Here is an 18,308-nt window from a genome sequence, read left to right as displayed (position 1 = left end):
ACTTAGTAAAGGTTGGTCAACTGAACATGCATGAATTAGGAGTTGTTTTTCGCATAATAGACGATCTTACAGAAGTGGGAAAAGAAAACAAACTTGAGAAAATTCATTCGGTAACTCTGCAGCTGGGAGAGGTTTCCGGTGTTGTTCCATCACTTCTTACAGACGCCTGGAAGTGGGCATCAAACAGGACAGAACTCATGAAGGACTCAGAGCTCATCATAGAGACTCTGCCTGCCGTCACTTTCTGCGAGGATTGTAAGAGTGAATACGAGACGGTTACATATGGCAAGATATGTCCCAAATGTGGTAGCGAACACACCTATCTCCTTAAGGGTAACGAATTCATGATAAAAGAGATAGCTGCAACGTAAACTATTTTTCAGTTAAGAAAGATGAGGGTAAGAGATGGACAAAAATCAATTTGATATGCAGGATCTGATGCTTCCTTATTCACTGGATCCCAATAGAAATAAAATAGACCCAAGAGCAGGAATCATTCCTGAGACTGTCGATATGGATGCGCCTTTCAGAGAGCCACTGGCAAAGCTCGTTACGCATATCACCGACAGAAAAGAAATCAAGCTTGGCATTAAGAAAATAACAAAAGAAAGCCCTGAATACTGGGGTGTTTATAACCTTGTTACAGATGAACAGTGCGAGATCGCACTTAAGATGGAGAAGCGTAAGCCCAAGACTTTTGATCAGATTGCAGCTCTTTGCCCTGAATATTCTAAAGAGGAACTCCAGAAGCACCTTGATGAAATGTCCTACAACGGAATCATCGAGTGGAACTATGAGAACCCCAAGCATGAGAAGCAGTATGTACTTCCTATGTTCGTTCCCGGATCTGCAGAGTTCTCCAACATGAACGGTAAGGTTTTGGCAGCTCATCCTGAGGGAGGCCCTTTCTTTGAGAGAATGACTCGTATTCCTCTCGAGGGACTTACACATATGGTACCTCAGGGCGGAGCCGGTGTCGGAATGCATGTAATCCCTGTTGAGAAGGCAATAGATATGCAGGGTGAAGCAATCGGACTTGAGAAAATATCATACTGGCTCGACTACTATGAGGGAAAATACGCTGCATCACCTTGTTCCTGTAGAAGATCAAGAAAGACCTTTGATGAAGGCTGTGCTGACGATCCTGAAGGATGGTGCATCGCAGTAGGTGATATGGCCGATTATGTTGTAGAGACTCAGAAGGACGGCCGTTATATCACCAAGGAAGAAGCTCTTAAAATCTTTAAACAGGCTGAGGACAACGGCTTTGTTCATCAGATCACAAACATTGACGGAGCTGAGAAGATCTTTGCTATTTGTAACTGTAATGTAAACGTATGCTATGCGCTTCGTACATCACAGCTCTTTAATACACCTAATATGTCACGTTCTGCTTATGTGGCTCACGTTGACAAGAATAACTGTGTTGCATGCGGACGCTGCGTAGAGGTTTGTCCTGCAGGTGCAGCTACTCTTGGACAGAAGCTCTGCAAGAAGGACGGAAGCGAAGTTATCTATCCTAAGATGCCTCTTCCTACAGAGAAGAAGTGGTCTACAGATATGTGGACAGAGGACTATCGTGACATTAACCGTATCAATACTCACAAGAGTGGTACAGCACCTTGTAAGACAGCATGTCCTGCACATCTTCCTGTTCAGGGATATATCAAGATGGCTTCACAGGGCAGATATGATGAGGCTCTTGCTCTTATAAAGAAGTACAATCCACTTCCTGCTGTCTGCGGACATGTATGTAACAGACGTTGTGAGGACGCCTGCACAAGAGGAACCATCGACGAGGCTCTTGCAATCGATGAGATCAAGAAATTCGTTGCAATGCGTGACCTTAAGTCAGAGACACGCTTTGTTCCTGAGAAGGTAATTCCAAGAATCGGCGGAGGCTTTGACGAGAAGGTTGCTATCATAGGTGCAGGTCCTGCAGGTATTTCCTGTGCATACTACCTTGCACTTAAGGGCTACAAGCCAACTCTTTTCGATAAGAACAAAAAGCCCGGCGGAATGGTTACCTACGGTATTCCTTCCTTCGTAATGGAGAAGGATGTAATCGAGGCTGAGGTTGATGTTTTAAGAGACCTCGGTGTAGATATCCGTCTCGGAGTTGAGGTTGGTAAGGACATCACTCTTAAGCAGCTCAGAGAAGAAGGCTACAAGGCATTCTATATTGCTATCGGCTGCCAGGGCGGACGCGGTGTAAATGTTCCCGGTGAAGACGCTGAGGGCGTTATCAAGGGTGTAGATATCCTTCACGATGTTATCGATGATGAGAACTACAAGCTTGACGGCGATACAGTTGTTATCGGTGGCGGTAACGTTGCTATCGATGTAAGCCGTACAGCTATACGCTGTGGATCATCAAAGGTTACTCAGGTCTCTCTTGAGACAAGAGATATCATGCCTGCTCTTCCTGAGGAGATCGAGGTTGCAGAGTCTGAAGGCATTATCCTTCAGGGCGGCTGGGGACCTAAGGAGATCCTTACAGAGAACGGCAAGGTTAAGGGTATCGTATTCAAGAAATGTACTCAGGTTAAGAACGCTGAGGGAAGATTTGATCCTAAGTATGATGAGAGCCAGACCATGGAGATTGCATGCTCAAATGTTATCCTTGCAGTAGGACAGGCAACTGTATGGGGCGACCTTCTTAAGGATGAGAATGTTGAGTTTAGAGGACCGGCTCCTGTTGCCGACAGCGTAACATTCCAGACCACAGTAAAAGACATCTTCGTAGGCGGAGATATGTTCTACGGACCAAGATTTGCAATTGATGCCATTGCATGCGGAAAAGAGGGAGCTGAGTCAATCCACAGATTCGTACAGCCTCATTCTTCACTTACAATCGGACGTGATCCTAACTTCTTTATCGAGCTGGATAAGGATGACATTTCAATTAAGGATTATGACCACGTTGGAAGACAGCATCCGGGCGATGGAAAGACATCAGACGGAAAGCTTACATTCCGTGATACCAAGCCTCTTCTTACAGAGGAGCAGATCAAGAAAGAAACATCTCGTTGTCTTGGCTGCGGAGCATCAATCGTTGATCCTAACAAGTGCGTAGGCTGCGGACTTTGCACAACAAGATGTGAATTTGATGCCATCAAGCTCACAAGAGATAACCCGGGAGCTTCTACAATGAGGAAGGCTGAGGATAAGCTCAAGTACATCCTTCCTAACGGACTCAAGCAGGCTGTCGCAAGACCATTCATTAAAAAGACACCAAAAGAGACAGCATGGCTTCCCGAAAACAATAAATAATCGATATTTCATTTAAGATTAAGTCAAGTGTTTCGAAAACGGGCACTTGACTTAATCTTTAAAAATGTTTATTAATAAGAAAGCAAGCTTTCGGGCTAAATTATAAAAAGGGGCATTATTACAGCTAATGGCGACTAAGAAAACTACTACCACTAAAAAGAATTCACTTCTTATTGTTGAGTCACCCACTAAGGTTAAGGCTATCAAGAAGTTTTTGGGCAGCGGCTATGAAGTAGCAGCCAGTAACGGACATGTTCGTGACCTTCCAAGAAGTACCATGGGAATCGATATCGAGCATGACTATGAACCCAAGTATATTACCATCAGAGGAAAGGGAGATGTTCTTGCTGAACTGAGACGTCAGGTCAAGAAAGCTGACAAAGTTTATCTCGCAACCGACCCGGACCGTGAGGGTGAAGCTATAAGCTGGCATCTCTGCTCGGCACTTAAGCTGGATGAAGCAGATGCCAAGGTGCAGAGAGTTACATTTAACGAGATCACCAAGAACGCAGTCAAGGAAGCTATGAAGCATCCAAGAGATATCGATATGAATCTTGTTGATGCCCAGCAGGCAAGACGTGTTCTTGACAGAATGGTTGGTTATGAGATTTCTCCGATTCTTTGGTCTAAGATCAAGCGCGGACTTTCAGCAGGACGTGTTCAGTCCGTGGCGCTCAGGATCATTGCAGACAGAGAAGAAGAGATAGATTCATTTATTCCTACAGAATACTGGACACTGGATGCCAAGCTCATGGCAGAAGGTGAGAAGAAGCCGCTTATTGCACACTACTATGGTGTAGGCAATGAGAAAAAGGAGATCTCTTCCAAGAAAGAGCTTGATGAGATCTGTAAGGCTATAGAAGGCAAGAAATTCGTAGTAAATGATGTAAAGAAGGGCGAGAGAACCAAGAAGGCTCCACTTCCTTTTACCACATCAACACTTCAGCAGGAAGCTTCCAAGGCTCTCAACTTCTCGACACAGAAGACCATGAGAGTAGCTCAGCAGCTCTATGAAGGAATCGAACTTGGAAAAGAGGGTACAGTAGGTCTTATCACTTACCTTCGTACCGATTCTACTCGTGTATCCGATGAAGCAGTAGCTGCTGCAAATGAATATATAGTTAAGAACTTCGGAGACAAGTACCTGGCAGACGGCGCAGGGGTCAAGAAGAATGAGGGCAAGATACAGGATGCTCACGAAGCTATCCGTCCTACATATATAGATCACACTCCTGTAATGGTCAAGGACTTCCTTTCAAGGGATCAGTTCAGACTTTACCAGCTTATCTGGAGAAGATTTATGGCCAGCAGGATGGCTGCAGCCAAGTATGAGACAACATCTGTCAAGATCGATGCAGGAGAGCACAGATTTACAGTAGCTGCCTCCAAGACAGTATTTGACGGTTTCCTTAATGTCTACACAGACGACGAGGATCAGATTGAGAAGAATGTTCTCATGAAGAACCTTGATACCAACACTAAGCTTAAACTTGATACCTTCGAGTCAGCTCAGCACTTCACTCAGCCGGCTCCTCATTACACCGAGGCTTCACTGGTTCATGACCTTGAGGCTCTTGGCATAGGAAGACCAAGTACTTATGCGCCTACCATCTCAACAATCATGGCAAGGCACTACATCACCAAAGAGAATAAATCTCTTTTCATCACAGAGCTTGGACAGGCTGTCAACAAGATGATGATTGACGCTTTCCCTCAGATCGTGGACGTTAACTTCACATCCAATATGGAGGCTCTTCTTGATGGAATCGCAGAAGGTGATGTTAAGTGGAAAACAGTAATCGAGAATTTCTATCCCGACCTTGATAAGGCGGTTAAGGCTGCCGAGGAAGCTCTTGAGAAGGTTCAGGTTCAGGATGAAGTTACAGATGAGATCTGCGAGGTTTGCGGAAGAAATCTTGTTATCAAGTACGGCCCTCACGGCAAATTCCTGGCATGCCCGGGATTCCCTGAGTGCAAGAACACCAAGCCCTATTTTGAGAAGATTGGCGTATCTTGCCCTAAGTGCGGAAAAGACATTGTCCTTAAGAGAACCAAGAAGGGAAGAATCTTCTACGGCTGTATCGACAATCCAACCTGTGACTTCATGTCATGGCAAAGACCTGCTGCCAAGAAGTGCCCTAAGTGCGGAGGTGTAATGTACGCCAAGAACAACAAGCTTGCCTGTGGCAATCCTGAGTGCGGATGGGTAGAGGACAAAGACAATAAAGAAAATAACTAAACATTAAAAAACTATTAAGACTCGGACTTTTGAAGTTCCGGGTCTTTTTTTGGGTTTATAATTGTTTTTATATAAAATTTGGAGGTAACAGACATCATGGGTAGTAACGTGAAAGATGAAAAAAGTGGTATTTTGGAAAAACTTAAGGTGGGAATGATAATCCAGACTGTTCTTGTTGCTGTGGCGATCATTCTTTCCTGCTATGCAGGATTCCGTTCTCACGAACTTAGGAGAACCATAGTTTACGCAGGACAGATCATAGTAAGTGTTCTCATTATCATCTTTGGCACAGTGAAGTTTAAAGAAGATAGCAGAAAGTTTTTATCAGTAATTATTTACTGCTATGCGCTTCTGGAAGTAGTAAGAGCAGTTCTTATTATAACAACAGGCATTGCGCCGGTAGTCGCCGGTATCACAAGACTGATACTGGTTACGATTGCCTGCTGCCTGATGATTCTTTCGGAGAGACTTGGCAAGAAGGAATCTGAGATAATGTCTATCTCAATTGTAGTTTTGGAACTTGCTCTTTATCTGGTATTTCTTCTTGGATATCCCGGCGTTATGTACGGAAGAATCAACAGATTCATCCCTCTTACCGGAGTACTCATCGCAGGTTCGATAGCTCTTTTCACAAAGGTAAAGAACTTGCAGCTCGGAGTAGAAGAAAGTGGTAACAAAGCAATTCCGGTATGGGCTCCTATAGTAGGACTAATTCTCTCGATAATTCTTACGGTAGTATCTCTTTCAAGCACATGGACAATGGGAGCAGAAGGCGGAGCAGAAAGTGGAGAAGTGCTCTCTTTGTGGACAGATGAAGCACCATTAAAAGCTCAGCTCACCTCTTATATTGATGATATTACTAACAAGGATAGTGCGAATTATATTCCTGTAGATAAGAGAATAGCAGTATTTGATATGGACGGAACTCTTATAGCAGAGACAAACCCTTATTACTTTGATCATTGTCTTTTGATCTACAGAGTTTTGCAGGATCCTGATTACAAGGATAAAGCAAGTGAGGCGGAAAAAGAGGCTGCTTATACAATCCTTAAAGGAATACAGACAGGAGAGTTTCCGGAGGATATGATGCAGATTCACGGACAGGCTGTTGCATCTGCATTTGCGGGAATGACTGTTGATGAATTTCTAAATTACGTATTGAAGTTCAGAGAAGAAGCTGCTCCCGGATATGAAGGTATGACAAGGAGTGATTCCTTCTATAATCCAATGGTTGAAGTTGTAGACTATTTGCAGGATAACGGATTTACTGTATATGTTGTTAGCGGAACAGACAGGATAATATCAAGGGGAATTGTAAAAGATAATCTGAACATCCCTATGAGTCAGGTGATCGGTTCTGATGAGACTATAGTTGCCAGTGGACAGGGCGGTGAAGACGGTCTTGAATATCAGCTTCAGAAAGATGATAAAATCATCACCGGAGGACAATTTGTTGTTAAGGATCTTAAGATGAACAAGGTGTCTGTGATTGCGCAGGAAATCGGAGAGCAGCCTGTTCTGGCTTTTGGAAACAGTACCGGAGACTCCAGTATGTGTGATTATGTAGTTAATAACAATCCGTACAAGAGCCTTGCATTCATGCTTTGCTGCGATGATCTTGACAGAGAATACGGAAATGAAGCAAAGGCACAGAAGATGTATGACCTATGTAATGAACATGGCTGGATTCCCGTATCAATGAAGAATGACTGGACAACCATATATGGAGAGGATGTTACTAAGAATCCCGCAAACGGACTTGACTTCTATTATGATTACGTAATTCCGAACTAATTCATATATATTTATTTTCTGAAAACTTTAACGTTTTTTCATAATTGTAGGCGCTTTATTATTTGAAGCGCCTATTTTTTTATGCTATGATACAAATAGCGTAGTGAGATTATATACGTTATTACGTACATAAAAACAATCACTATGAAAGGTGGGGAAAATACCTGGTAAAGGAGAAAACTGATGAGTAGTGTGCAGCTACTGGACAAGACACGTAAGATTGGCAAGCTTTTGCACAACAGTAATTCAGGAAAGGTCGTATTTAATGACATCTGCAGAGTGTTGTGTGATATTTTAGCATCAAACATGTTTGTCATCAGTAAAAAGGGCAAGGTTCTTGGTATTGGTGAGAGTGAAAATGTAGATTCTCTAAGTGATCTTTTGGTTGACAACGTTGGGTCTTTTATTGATCCGATGCTTAACGAGAGACTGCTTACAATACTTTCGACCAAGGAGAATGTCAATCTTGAAACTCTTGGTTTTGAAGGCATAGACTTTTCCAAATTCCAGGCGATAATCACACCTATTGAAATAGCCGGAGAGAGGCTGGGAACTCTTTTCATATACAAGACCGACAAGCCATACGACATCGATGATATTATTCTTTGTGAATACGGAACCACGGTTGTCGGGCTTGAAATGCTTAGGGCAGTAAATGAGGAGAATGCAGAAGAAAGCAGGAAGCTAGCGGTTGTTAAATCGGCAATAGGAACCCTTTCCTTCTCAGAGATGCAGGCTATCATCCATATATTCGATGAGCTTGACGGAATGGAAGGAGTGCTGGTAGCCAGCAAGATAGCTGACAGAGTTGGGATAACAAGAAGCGTAATTGTAAATGCCCTCAGAAAATTCGAGAGTGCAGGGGTCATCGAATCCAGAAGCTCGGGAATGAAGGGCACATACATTAAGGTTACCAACGATGTGGTCTTTGGTGAGATCAAAAAGCTAAAGCAGGAAATATAATTTGCCGATGAATATTGTGTAAAACAGTATCAGCGACATGGATGGAAATTATGATGAAAGGATTTATCAGAAACGATAAATCCTTTTTTGTTTATTTCATACATTTTGTAGATAAATAACTTGCGATATACAATATAAAGTATATTTTACTTGTATTTTACACAAAAAAATTTTATTATTAAATAGAGTAAAAAGGAGGAGTGGCTTTTGATAAACAGTAATGTCTTTGATTACATTAATGTCATGGATAAAGCGGCCGATGCATCCTGGACCAGGAATGAGATAATTGCTAACAATATAGCAAATATCGATACTCCGGGTTACAAGAGGCAGGACCTTAACTTTGAGAGCGAGCTGGAGAGGGCTTTGGGGCACTCCAGATATAAAACCATGGACAAAAAGGTTGCCGACATAAAGGACAAGCACCTTGAGGCAAGAGTTGTCAATGATTACTCCGGCTTCTCCTACAGAACAGACAGAAATAACGTGGACGTTGATACAGAGAACGTTCTTTTGGCAGCCAATCAGCTCAAGTATCAGGGACTGATGGAGGGACTTAAGCATGAGTTCCAGACCATTAACACTGTTACCAAGTCTTCATGATAAGGAGGGCGCAGCATGAACATATTTGATTCTTTCAATATCAATTCATCAGGCATGACGGCTCAGAGATTTCGAATGGATATCATCTCTGAGAATATCGCAAACGCCAACACCACAAGGACTGCAGATGGAACTCCTTATGTCAGGAAGGTTGTAAGGTTTGCTGAAAAGGGCACTCAGACTCCGTTTTCAAGGATCCTTAACGAGAGGCTCGACCACTACTCGGGAAGAGGCGTTAAGGTAGTGAGTGTTGAGAATGACAGCTGGACACAGATGAACATTGTCTATGATCCGTCACATCCGGACGCTGATGAGAATGGCTATGTTACATATCCAAACGTCAACACGGTTACAGAGATGACCAACCTCATAGATGCCAGCAGATCCTATGAGGCCAATGTAACAGCATTCAATGCCAGCAAGAACATAGCATCTCAGGGACTTAACCTGGGCAACAGCTAATGGGAGGGAAGTAAATGGCATCTCTTGATATTTCTCAGCTTCGCAATGTCACCTCAGATGTTATAAGACATGCTGAGAAGACAAACAGCAAGGTATATAACGTACTTGGGGATTCACAGACAGGGAATGATGAATCCTTTAAGAGTATTTTTTCGGCGGCAGTAGATAATATTTCTACTACCAATGCATATCTCTCTGACGCAGAGAACGAAGAAATAAAGTGGGCTCTGGGTCAGACCGAGAACACACACGATCTTTCAATTGCACTGCAGAAGGCCCAGATGGCACTTCAGTACACAGTGGCAATCAGAGACCGTGCGATGTCTGCGTATAGGGAGTTAACGCAGATGCAGATCTAAGCTTTTTTGTTTTATAGAGGGGAGGGAGAATAAATGCCTGAGAGACTAAGAGCTATTTGGCAGAGAATTCTCGACTGGTGGAACCAATTTACAGCCAGGCAAAAGACCTTGATCATAGGGGCCAGCACGGTTGTATTATTGACCATCATTATTTTGGTGTCCGTACTTAACCAGCCGCAATATATTCTATTGGCTAACGCCCAATCTACTAAGGAGGCTTCTGAGATCAGAGACCTTCTTGATTCTAATTCCATAAACTACAAGATCTCAGATGACGGTCTTGAGTTTAAGGTACTTAAAAAGGATCAGGCATCAGCCAATCTTTTGCTGGGAGCAAACGACATTCAGTCCTATGCCTACAGCATCGATAATGTTACCAACGGAAGCTTTTCAACAACAGAATCAGACAAGCAAAAGAAGTATGTCCTTTATCTTGAATCAAGACTTGAGCAGGACTTCCTTGCAAAGTTTGATGCCATAGAAGCTGCCAATGTTCAGCTGAACATTCCCGACGATGACGGAACACTTATAGGAAACAAGGAACAGGCTCATGCCTGGATCCTTCTTACTCTCAAGGAAGATGGCAAGTTTGATGAAGAAAACGCAGCATATCTTGCGAGAGCCGTTGCATCAGCTGTGGGAAATGAGAATACCGATAATATTGTCATTCTTGATACCGGAGGCAACATGCTCTTTTCCGGAGGAGAGGATACAACAACAGCAGGCCTTGCATCAACTCAGCTTACTGCCAAGGCTAAGGCGGAGCAGCTTGTTAAGGGTGAGGTTAAAAAGGTTTTACTTGGAACCAAGCTTTATGACAACATAGAAGTTGCCAGCAACCTGGTAATGGATTTCAGCAATAAAGAGACAACGACACACACTTATACACCTGCTGAGGATCAGACTCAGGGTGTTCTTAGTCACGAAGATACCTACAATGCAGAGAATGTCAGCGGAATCAGCGGAATACCCGGAACTGACACCAATGCAGAGGATGAGACAACATACGTAACACAGGATAACACCAACTCCACATCATCAATTACAGAGGAGTCAAGGGACTATCTTCCAAATGAAAAGATCACGACCGAGACGGATGCACCGGGTCGCATCAAATATGATGAGTCATCAATTTCTGTGACAGCGATCAACTATTCCATTATGAAGGAAGAGGATTACAAGGCTGCAGATCATGAGAACATGACCTGGAGCGAGTTTAAGGCCGGCAATACTGAGCCAACCGTCATGGAAGTTCCTGAAGATATGATCAACGTGGTATCAAAGGCCACAGGTATCAAGGCAGAGAATGTTGCCATGGCTGCCTACACTGAATATGTATTCTTTGACAGAACAGGAAGTGCTGTCACTGTAACCGATATTCTTCAGATCGTACTTATACTGGTTATCCTCGCACTTCTGGCATTTATCATCATCAGAAGCATGTGGACCAGCAAGAAGACAGAAGAGGTTCCGGAGCAGCCGGAAGAGCTTTCTGTTGAACAGCTTTTGGAGTCACAGCCTGAAGAGGTACTTACCGATATCGAGATGGATCAGGGGTCTGAAACAAAGAGACTTATTGAGAAGTTTGTGGATGAGAATCCTGAAGCAGCAGCTACGCTTCTTAGGAACTGGCTCAACGAGGACTTTATTTAATTATTTTTACAGGGGAGTAATGAAACTATGATGGACATGGAAGGCGGCAATCCCTTAACCGCGGACTTTACGGGGACACAAAAAGCGGCGATTTTACTGATTGCACTCGGACCGGAAAAATCCTCCGCCATATTTAAGCATCTCAAGGAAGAAGAAATTGAGGAGCTTACTCTGGAGATTGCCAACACGAGAAGTGTCACCTCTCAGATAAAAGAGGCAGTTTTAGAGGAATTCTACGGAGTATGTCTTGCACAGCAGTATATCGCAGAAGGTGGTATCTCTTATGCAAAAGAGCTTCTTGAGAAAGCTCTTGGTGAAGACAAGGCTCTTGACGTCATCAGTAAGCTCACTGCATCTCTTCAGGTTAAGCCTTTCGAATTTATCAGAAAGACCGAGCCTTCGCAGATACTTACATTCATCCAGGACGAGCATCCTCAGACAATTGCTCTTATCCTGTCATATATGTCGCCCGCTCAGAGTGCCATGATCCTGTCTGCACTTGCACCTGACAGACAGGCTGATGTTGCAAAACGTATAGCTGCTATGGACAGAACAAGTCCGGATACGATCAAAGAGGTAGAGAAGGTATTGGAATCAAAGCTGTCATCACTTGTAAACCAGGATTACACGATCATCGGTGGTGTAGATGCGGTAGTAGAGATCCTCAACACTGTCGATCGTACAACAGAGAAGCATATTATGGAGACTCTGGAAATCGAAGAGCCGGAGCTGGCAGACGAGATCAGAAAGAAGATGTTCGTATTCGAAGACGTACTTCTTTTGGACGACAGATCTATTCAGAGAGTGCTGCGTGAGGTTGAGAACTCTGACCTTGCTCTTGCCTGCAAGAGTGCTACTGAGCAGGTTCAGAACGCAATCTTCAACAACCTCTCAAAGCGTCTTGCTGCTATGATCAAGGAAGATATGGATTTCATGGGACCTGTGCGTATGAAGGATGTTGAGGAGGCTCAGCAGAAGATCGTCAACGTTATCAGGAAGCTTGAGGATTCAGGCGAGATCGTAATCTCCAGAGGTGGAGGTGATGAGTTAGTTGTCTAATCTTTTTAAAGCCGGCTATGTTAGCTACGATCAATCCGAAGCAAGGATCATCGACAGCAACGAGCTTGCAAACCGCAAAATAGAAGCTTTTCAGGAACAGGAAATGAAGAGGCAAAGGGCTCAGATGCTTCAGGAAGAGCCCTCCTATGACACTGCTGAGGGAGATGATTTTATCCCCGGCATAGATATGGAACAGCTATCGCAACTTACAGAGGATCAGAGCATGTTAGAATCAGTTCCTGATCCTCAATTTGATATGGAGGCGATGCAGGCTGAGATCGATCTTAAACTCCAACAGGCCCAGGAACAGGCGGATATGATAGTTAATAATGCCCATGCCCAGGCTCAGGAGATCATGCAGATGGCCCAGCAGCAAGGCCATAAGGAAGGGTATGATGCGGGCTACCAGGAAGGCGTAGCAGCAGCCCAGGCTCTTCAGGCTGACTATGAGCAGCAAAAAGAAGATTTGGAGAAGCAGTATCAGCAGATAGTTGATGAGCTTGAGCCTGAAATGGTTGATATTCTTACCCAGATCTATGAGCATGTATTTAACATTGAACTTAGAGAAGATAAGGGAATAATCCTTCATCTTTTAAAAACTACACTTTCGAGGATTGAGCCCGGAAATGACCTGATCGTCCATATTTCGTCGGATGATTATGACGATATCATGGAACAGAAAGAGGAACTGGATGCCTGCATAACATCTCCCAATACTTCTATGGAGATAATAGAGGATCCGCTCCTTAAGGAGAATGAGTGCATGATCGAATCAGACAGCGGAGTGTTCGACTGCAGTCTCGGTGTTGAGCTGTCAGAGATAACAAGAAAGCTCAAGCTCCTTTCTTTTGACAGAAAGCGAAGATAAAGGCGGAAGATTATGCTTGTAAGTTCGGTTGATTTGTCAAAATACAAAAAAATGCAGAATGCGCCATTTTACCGAACAAGAGGGAAAGTGGTCAATGTCATTGGACTTACCATAGAATCGGCAGGGCCAGATGCCAAGCTTGGAGATATATGCCTTATCTATCCCAAGAAAAAGACTGATGACGCAATGACAGATCACGTGGTCAAGCCCTCAATGGCTGAGGTTGTCGGCTTTAAGGACGGACATGTACAGCTGATGCCCTATGAGAACACCAGTGGAATCGGAAATGGCAGTATTGTGGAAAATACGGATTCGCCTCTTAGAGTTAACGTTGGAGAGGGACTCCTTGGAAAAACCCTTGACGGCCTTGGCAGGATCGATGGAACCAACTATGGACAGGGCGTACAGCTCGAGGGGGGAGTAGCCTATTCCGTTGAGAACCAGCCACCGGATCCAATGACCAGAGATCCGATATCAGAAGTTCTTCCGCTTGGAGTTAAAGCTGTTGATGGACTTCTTACCGTAGGTAAGGGACAGCGTATCGGTATATTCGCAGGTTCCGGTGTTGGTAAATCCACACTTCTTGGTATGTTTGCAAGAAATACTCAGGCGGATATCAATGTCATAGCTCTTATCGGAGAGCGTGGAAGAGAGGTCCGCGAGTTCATAGAACGAGACATGGGTGAAGAAGGTATGAAGAGATCCATTGTCGTCTGTGCAACCTCTGACAAGCCGGCTCTTGAGAGATTAAAGGCCGCTAAGACTGCGACATCAATTGCAGAGTACTTCAGAGACAAAGGTAAAGACGTACTTCTTATGATGGACTCACTTACCCGTTTTTCCATGGCTCAGAGAGAAATCGGTCTTGCCAGCGGAGAGCCTCCTGTTTCAAGAGGATACCCGCCGTCAGTATATGCTGAGATGCCCAAGCTCCTTGAGAGGGCAGGAAGATCAAGAAAAGGTTCGATAACAGGTCTTTATACCGTTCTTGTAGACGGCGACGACATGAATGAGCCTATTACCGATACCGCCCGTGGTATCCTGGATGGACATATCGTTCTAAACAGAAAGCTGGCGCAAAAGAACCATTACCCGGCAATCGATGTTTTGGCCAGCATCTCAAGATGTATGTCAGCTATTGCAGATCCCGAGCACAAAAAGGCTGCAGGTAAGCTTAAGACTGTTCTTGCCACCTACAACGATGCAGAGGACCTTATCAATATCGGTGCTTACAGAAGCGGAGCCAACAAGAACATTGACTACGCAGTATCTAAGATAGAACAGGTAAATGCATTCCTCACTCAGGAAACGGATGAGAAATTCTCTTTTGAAGATATCAGAGAGCAGTTACTTAGTATATTCAGAGATTAAAAGGCTATGCTATGGCAAGATTTGTCTACAAAATGCAGAGCGTCCTCAATATCAAGCAGCAGACTGAGAACCAGACCAAGATGGAATTTGCCATGGCTCAGGCTGAACTTAACAAGCAGATTGATATACTTGAGGAATATGTTACGAGAAAAGAGAATTACATAAAAGAAGCTGAGGAGCTAAGGAATGCAGACAGCTTAAAGCTTCAGGAAATTTTGGACAACCAGTATGCAACTGCTCAAATGGATGTAATGATAAAACACCAGGCCGGAGTCATCAAGCAGTACGAGGACAGGGTTGAAAAGGTCAGGGTCAAGCTGACCAGAAACATTCAGGAGAGGAAAATGCAGGAAACCTTGAGAGATAGAGCATTTGCAGAATATCTTGAGGAACAGAAGCAGGAAGAAGCAAAAGAGAACGATCAGCGAACCAGCTTTACTTATGGACAACGACAAAAGGAAGAGGAATAAATGGCTGATAATAATTTATTACGCGCGCCGGAAGACCCTAAAGCGGCCAAGGCCAAGCTAAAAGCTGATAAAAAAGAATATAAGAAAAAGCTGAAGGAACAGGCAAAAGCTCAGAGGGAACAGGAGAGAGAATTTGCCGACAGAGCTGCCGAAATAAACGGCGACAATGCCGGAGGACTGGCTACTTTGGTCATAACCTTTCTGATCATCCTTATCTGGCTTGCTATCATGGTTCTTTTGGTCAAGCTTGATGTCGGAGGCTTTGGATCGGATGTGCTTGCCCCAATACTCAAGGATGTTCCGTATGTGAACTGGATTCTTCCGGAAGGGTCCTATGAGAAGAGCACAGTAGGCACAACAGATACACAGACATCCGTTGAAGTGACAGGTGATGCTGCTCAGACCGGGTCAATTACAACTATTGAGGATGCCCAGGCTTATATAAAGAGACTTGAGCAGGCACTTCAGTCCGAGATGGAGCAAAACAGTGCACTTGCAGCTGAGAACGAGAAACTCAAGGCAGAAGTAACAAGGCTCGAACCATTTGAACTTCAGCAAAAAGAGTTCTATGAAGAGCGAGAGAAGTTCTACAATGAAGTGGTTTACGGAGAAAATGCTCCGGATGCAGAAACCTATAAGCAGTATTATGAAGAGATAGATCCTGAATCTGCTGCCGAAATTTACAAGAAGGTTGTTCAGGGCGGTGTTGATGACGCAGCAATAAAGGCTTTTGCCACAACCTATTCCGGCATGAAGGCAAAGAGCGCTGCCAAGATATTTGATGAGATGGTAACTGAGAATCAGATCCAGCTTGTTGCAAAGATACTGGCTCAGATGTCTGTTGAGAACAGAGGCGATATACTTGCTGCCATGGAAGAGGCAAATGCAGCCAAGCTCACACAGCTTCTTGAACCCAATGCACTTGAGCAAAAATCTACAAAAGTTACCGGATAATTATAAGTCGTTTTAGAGTCCGCTGTAGGAAAACAGCGGACTCTTTTTTGCATAATTATACACGGAATATGGTTTAGAAAAATTTCAGAATTACGTTTGCAAAATATTGGTTTTTAGTCGTTATACTGTTATTAGGGTCAAATTTTATAATAAGGAGATAAGCCTCATGAAAATGTTTTACGGTAAGAATGCATCAGGTAATGTTAAGGAAGCTGTGAACGGACTTCGCTCCCCACAGCTTATTGTTTTCACCAGTAGTGCAGATGGGTTTGAAAAAGCTGTAGCTGATGTGGAAGCTCTTTTCCCCGGTGTTCCGAGTATTGGCTGTGTCGGTATGGGATATGATTCTTCCATCCTTGAGAGTGGTGTTTCTGTCATGGCATTTTCGGAGGGAGTTTCTGTATCCACAGGCATTTTGGAAAAAGTATCCACCATGCCTGCAAGAGACATTGCAAGACTTGAGGAAGATATAAAGAAGGTAAGGCCCGGAAGCGATAACACTGCGATCATTGATTTCTGTACCGGAAATGATGCTGCGGTTCTTACGACAATAAGAGGACTTATCGACAGATACGGACTCCATGTTATGGGCGCGACCGGAGATGCAGGCAAGGTTTCCTGCAATGGAAAAATCTATACTGACGGAATGACCTATGCTGTTGTAAGAAATGAAGGCGGTAAGGTTAAGACCTATAAAGAGAACATCTACGTACCCAAGGATAAGACTCAGCTTATTGCTTCAAAGACGGACAGAGCAAAATACTATCTCGGTGAACTTAACGGACGCTCCGCAAAACAGGTTTATATGGAGCTTACCAATACTTCAACGGATAAAGAAATTGTAAACCAGACCTTCAAGAATCCTCTTGGAAAGATGGTTGGTAATGATGTTTGCATCGTTTCCATCAAGGATGTAGCAGGTTCAGGACTTATCTGTTACAGACAGATAAATGACTCAGATATCTTAACACTTCTTGAGATGAGAGATCCGATGGAGGTCGCTGAGACAACTGTAAATAAGATCAAAAATGACTTTAAAAAGATTTCCGGAATATACTCTGTAAACTGCATTTTCAGATATCTGGTTTTAAAGGAAAGAGGAGAGCTTAACCAATATCTTGGCAAGATTGCTACTCTTGGTACTTCCTGTGGGCTCATTGGATTTGGTGAGCATTACAATTCGCAATTTGTTAATCAGACAATGACATGTGTTGTATTTGAATAATAAGGAGAGACGATAGTATGCTTACAGATATTTTCAAGAAAAAGAACGAAGAGGTAGCAGCAAGCCAGGTCAAAGAGACAGCAAGAGATGACAGTGACAGATTAAAATCCCTGATCTACATTGCAGACTCCATCGAGAGCTTCCAGAAGGAGCTTGTTCAAAACGAGCTTAATTCCCTGACGGAGATCCATGATATGGGTGAGGCAGTAGAGTCTGTCATTGAGAGTAACGCCCAGCTGCGCGAACAGATGGATGCCTTCAATGAGATGTTCGATGCTGTTAATAACAGCGCATCCAAATTTGAAGATGTTAAGGTCAATATCTTAAACAGTGTTGAGACCGCCCAGAACAAGGTTGAAGAATTAAAGAGCAGTTCAAATGAAGTAAGAGAAAGCTTTGATGAGATGGCTCAGGGATTCGAGAACTTCAAGAGCGCGGTTGATCAGATATCTGATTATATGAAGAAAATCATCGGCATCGCCACACAGACAAATCTTCTTGCCCTTAATGCATCTATCGAAGCAGCAAGAGCAGGTGCTGCAGGAAAAGGCTTTGCGGTTGTTGCAACTGAGGTAAGGGAACTTGCTGATGAGATCAAGGTTATGATCAGCCAGGTTAATGCCTCGATCGATGCTGCCGGACAGGAGAGTGAAAAGCTTTCGGTCAGCATGGAGAATTCAATAAATGCCATGGACAGAAGCCTTAAGGAAGTTGACGAGACAAAGGATACCTTTAAGGACATTATTGAAAGTGCGAATGGAGCAAATGCTGTTCAGAAGGAGATTGCAGATACTGCAGATACAGCTTCCGATGAGCTGGGAAGAATCGGAAACAGCTTCACTGAAATAAATAACAAGTATGATGCTCTGGTTGAGCAGCTTGACAGGGTAAATGCACTGGGAACAACAAAGAGCAGCGTGTTTGAGCACATTGAGAATCTGGTTTCACAGATACCACCTATAGTTAAAGATAAATAAAAAGACCACGGAGGGCGCTTTTATCAGCGCCCTTTTTT

General features: G+C 43.7%; 16 protein-coding genes. All 16 read left to right on the top strand.

From position 1 onward, the window contains the following. The first annotated feature begins 26 nt into the window (after positions 1 to 26). Entirely contained in the window at positions 27 to 371 is a 345-nt protein-coding gene (locus G589_RS0100915; protein WP_022767264.1) for a hydrogenase maturation nickel metallochaperone HypA, read from the top strand. A 142-nt stretch (positions 372 to 513) separates the two neighbouring features. Further along, entirely contained in the window at positions 514 to 3,273 is a 2,760-nt protein-coding gene (locus tag G589_RS0100910; RefSeq protein WP_051192136.1) for an FAD-dependent oxidoreductase, read from the top strand. 127 nt (positions 3,274 to 3,400) lie between these two features. After that, positions 3,401 to 5,512, top strand: a complete 2,112-nt coding sequence (topA, locus tag G589_RS0100905; RefSeq protein ID WP_051192099.1) for a type I DNA topoisomerase — start codon at positions 3,401 to 3,403, stop codon at positions 5,510 to 5,512. Positions 5,513 to 5,608: 96 nt separating this feature from the next. Beyond that, positions 5,609 to 7,306 (top strand): HAD family hydrolase, encoded by a 1,698-nt coding sequence (locus G589_RS20785; RefSeq protein WP_051192098.1) that lies wholly within the window; start codon positions 5,609 to 5,611, stop codon positions 7,304 to 7,306. A gap of 183 nt (positions 7,307 to 7,489) precedes the next feature. Next, the gene (gene codY, locus G589_RS0100895; protein ID WP_026520740.1) at positions 7,490 to 8,269 is read left to right on the top strand and encodes a GTP-sensing pleiotropic transcriptional regulator CodY; all 780 of its coding nucleotides are present in this window, start codon (positions 7,490 to 7,492) and stop codon (positions 8,267 to 8,269) included. Between the two features lie 207 nt (positions 8,270 to 8,476). Next, positions 8,477 to 8,872, top strand: a complete 396-nt coding sequence (flgB, locus tag G589_RS0100890) for a flagellar basal body rod protein FlgB (protein ID WP_026520739.1) — start codon at positions 8,477 to 8,479, stop codon at positions 8,870 to 8,872. 15 nt (positions 8,873 to 8,887) lie between these two features. After that, positions 8,888 to 9,334 (top strand): flagellar basal body rod protein FlgC, encoded by a 447-nt coding sequence (gene flgC, locus G589_RS0100885; protein ID WP_026518887.1) that lies wholly within the window; start codon positions 8,888 to 8,890, stop codon positions 9,332 to 9,334. A gap of 14 nt (positions 9,335 to 9,348) precedes the next feature. Further along, a complete protein-coding gene (fliE, locus tag G589_RS0100880) occupies positions 9,349 to 9,693 on the top strand; it encodes a flagellar hook-basal body complex protein FliE (protein WP_022767257.1) in 345 nt (114 codons plus the stop codon). A 33-nt stretch (positions 9,694 to 9,726) separates the two neighbouring features. Further along, positions 9,727 to 11,346, top strand: a complete 1,620-nt coding sequence (gene fliF / locus G589_RS0100875; protein ID WP_026520738.1) for a flagellar basal-body MS-ring/collar protein FliF — start codon at positions 9,727 to 9,729, stop codon at positions 11,344 to 11,346. A gap of 27 nt (positions 11,347 to 11,373) precedes the next feature. Then, the gene (gene fliG / locus G589_RS0100870) at positions 11,374 to 12,405 is read left to right on the top strand and encodes a flagellar motor switch protein FliG (protein ID WP_022767255.1); all 1,032 of its coding nucleotides are present in this window, start codon (positions 11,374 to 11,376) and stop codon (positions 12,403 to 12,405) included. Beyond that, positions 12,398 to 13,273, top strand: coding sequence for a FliH/SctL family protein (locus tag G589_RS0100865; RefSeq protein ID WP_026520737.1), 876 nt, complete (start codon positions 12,398 to 12,400; stop codon positions 13,271 to 13,273). Before fliG ends, G589_RS0100865 begins: the two co-directional genes overlap by 8 nt. Positions 13,274 to 13,285: 12 nt before the next feature. After that, positions 13,286 to 14,644, top strand: a complete 1,359-nt coding sequence (gene fliI / locus G589_RS0100860) for a flagellar protein export ATPase FliI (RefSeq protein WP_026520736.1) — start codon at positions 13,286 to 13,288, stop codon at positions 14,642 to 14,644. Positions 14,645 to 14,655: 11 nt separating this feature from the next. Continuing rightward, a complete protein-coding gene (locus G589_RS0100855) occupies positions 14,656 to 15,114 on the top strand; it encodes a flagellar export protein FliJ (protein ID WP_026512313.1) in 459 nt (152 codons plus the stop codon). Further along, on the top strand, positions 15,115 to 16,068 hold the full coding sequence (locus tag G589_RS18420) for a hypothetical protein (RefSeq protein ID WP_051192097.1): 954 nt from the start codon (positions 15,115 to 15,117) through the stop codon (positions 16,066 to 16,068). A gap of 166 nt (positions 16,069 to 16,234) precedes the next feature. Beyond that, complete coding sequence (locus tag G589_RS0100845) at positions 16,235 to 17,293, top strand: FIST signal transduction protein (protein ID WP_026520735.1); 1,059 nt, start codon at positions 16,235 to 16,237, stop codon at positions 17,291 to 17,293. A 17-nt stretch (positions 17,294 to 17,310) separates the two neighbouring features. Next, positions 17,311 to 18,270 carry a methyl-accepting chemotaxis protein gene (locus tag G589_RS0100840; protein ID WP_081668885.1) on the top strand — a complete coding sequence of 320 codons (960 nt, stop codon included), beginning with the start codon at positions 17,311 to 17,313 and terminating at the stop codon, positions 18,268 to 18,270. Positions 18,271 to 18,308 lie beyond the last annotated feature (38 nt).

It is taken from the genome of Butyrivibrio sp. VCB2001, from assembly GCF_000423965.1.
GTDB lineage: Bacteria > Bacillota > Clostridia > Lachnospirales > Lachnospiraceae > Butyrivibrio.
This window is presented reverse-complemented; position numbering and strand designations above follow the sequence as displayed.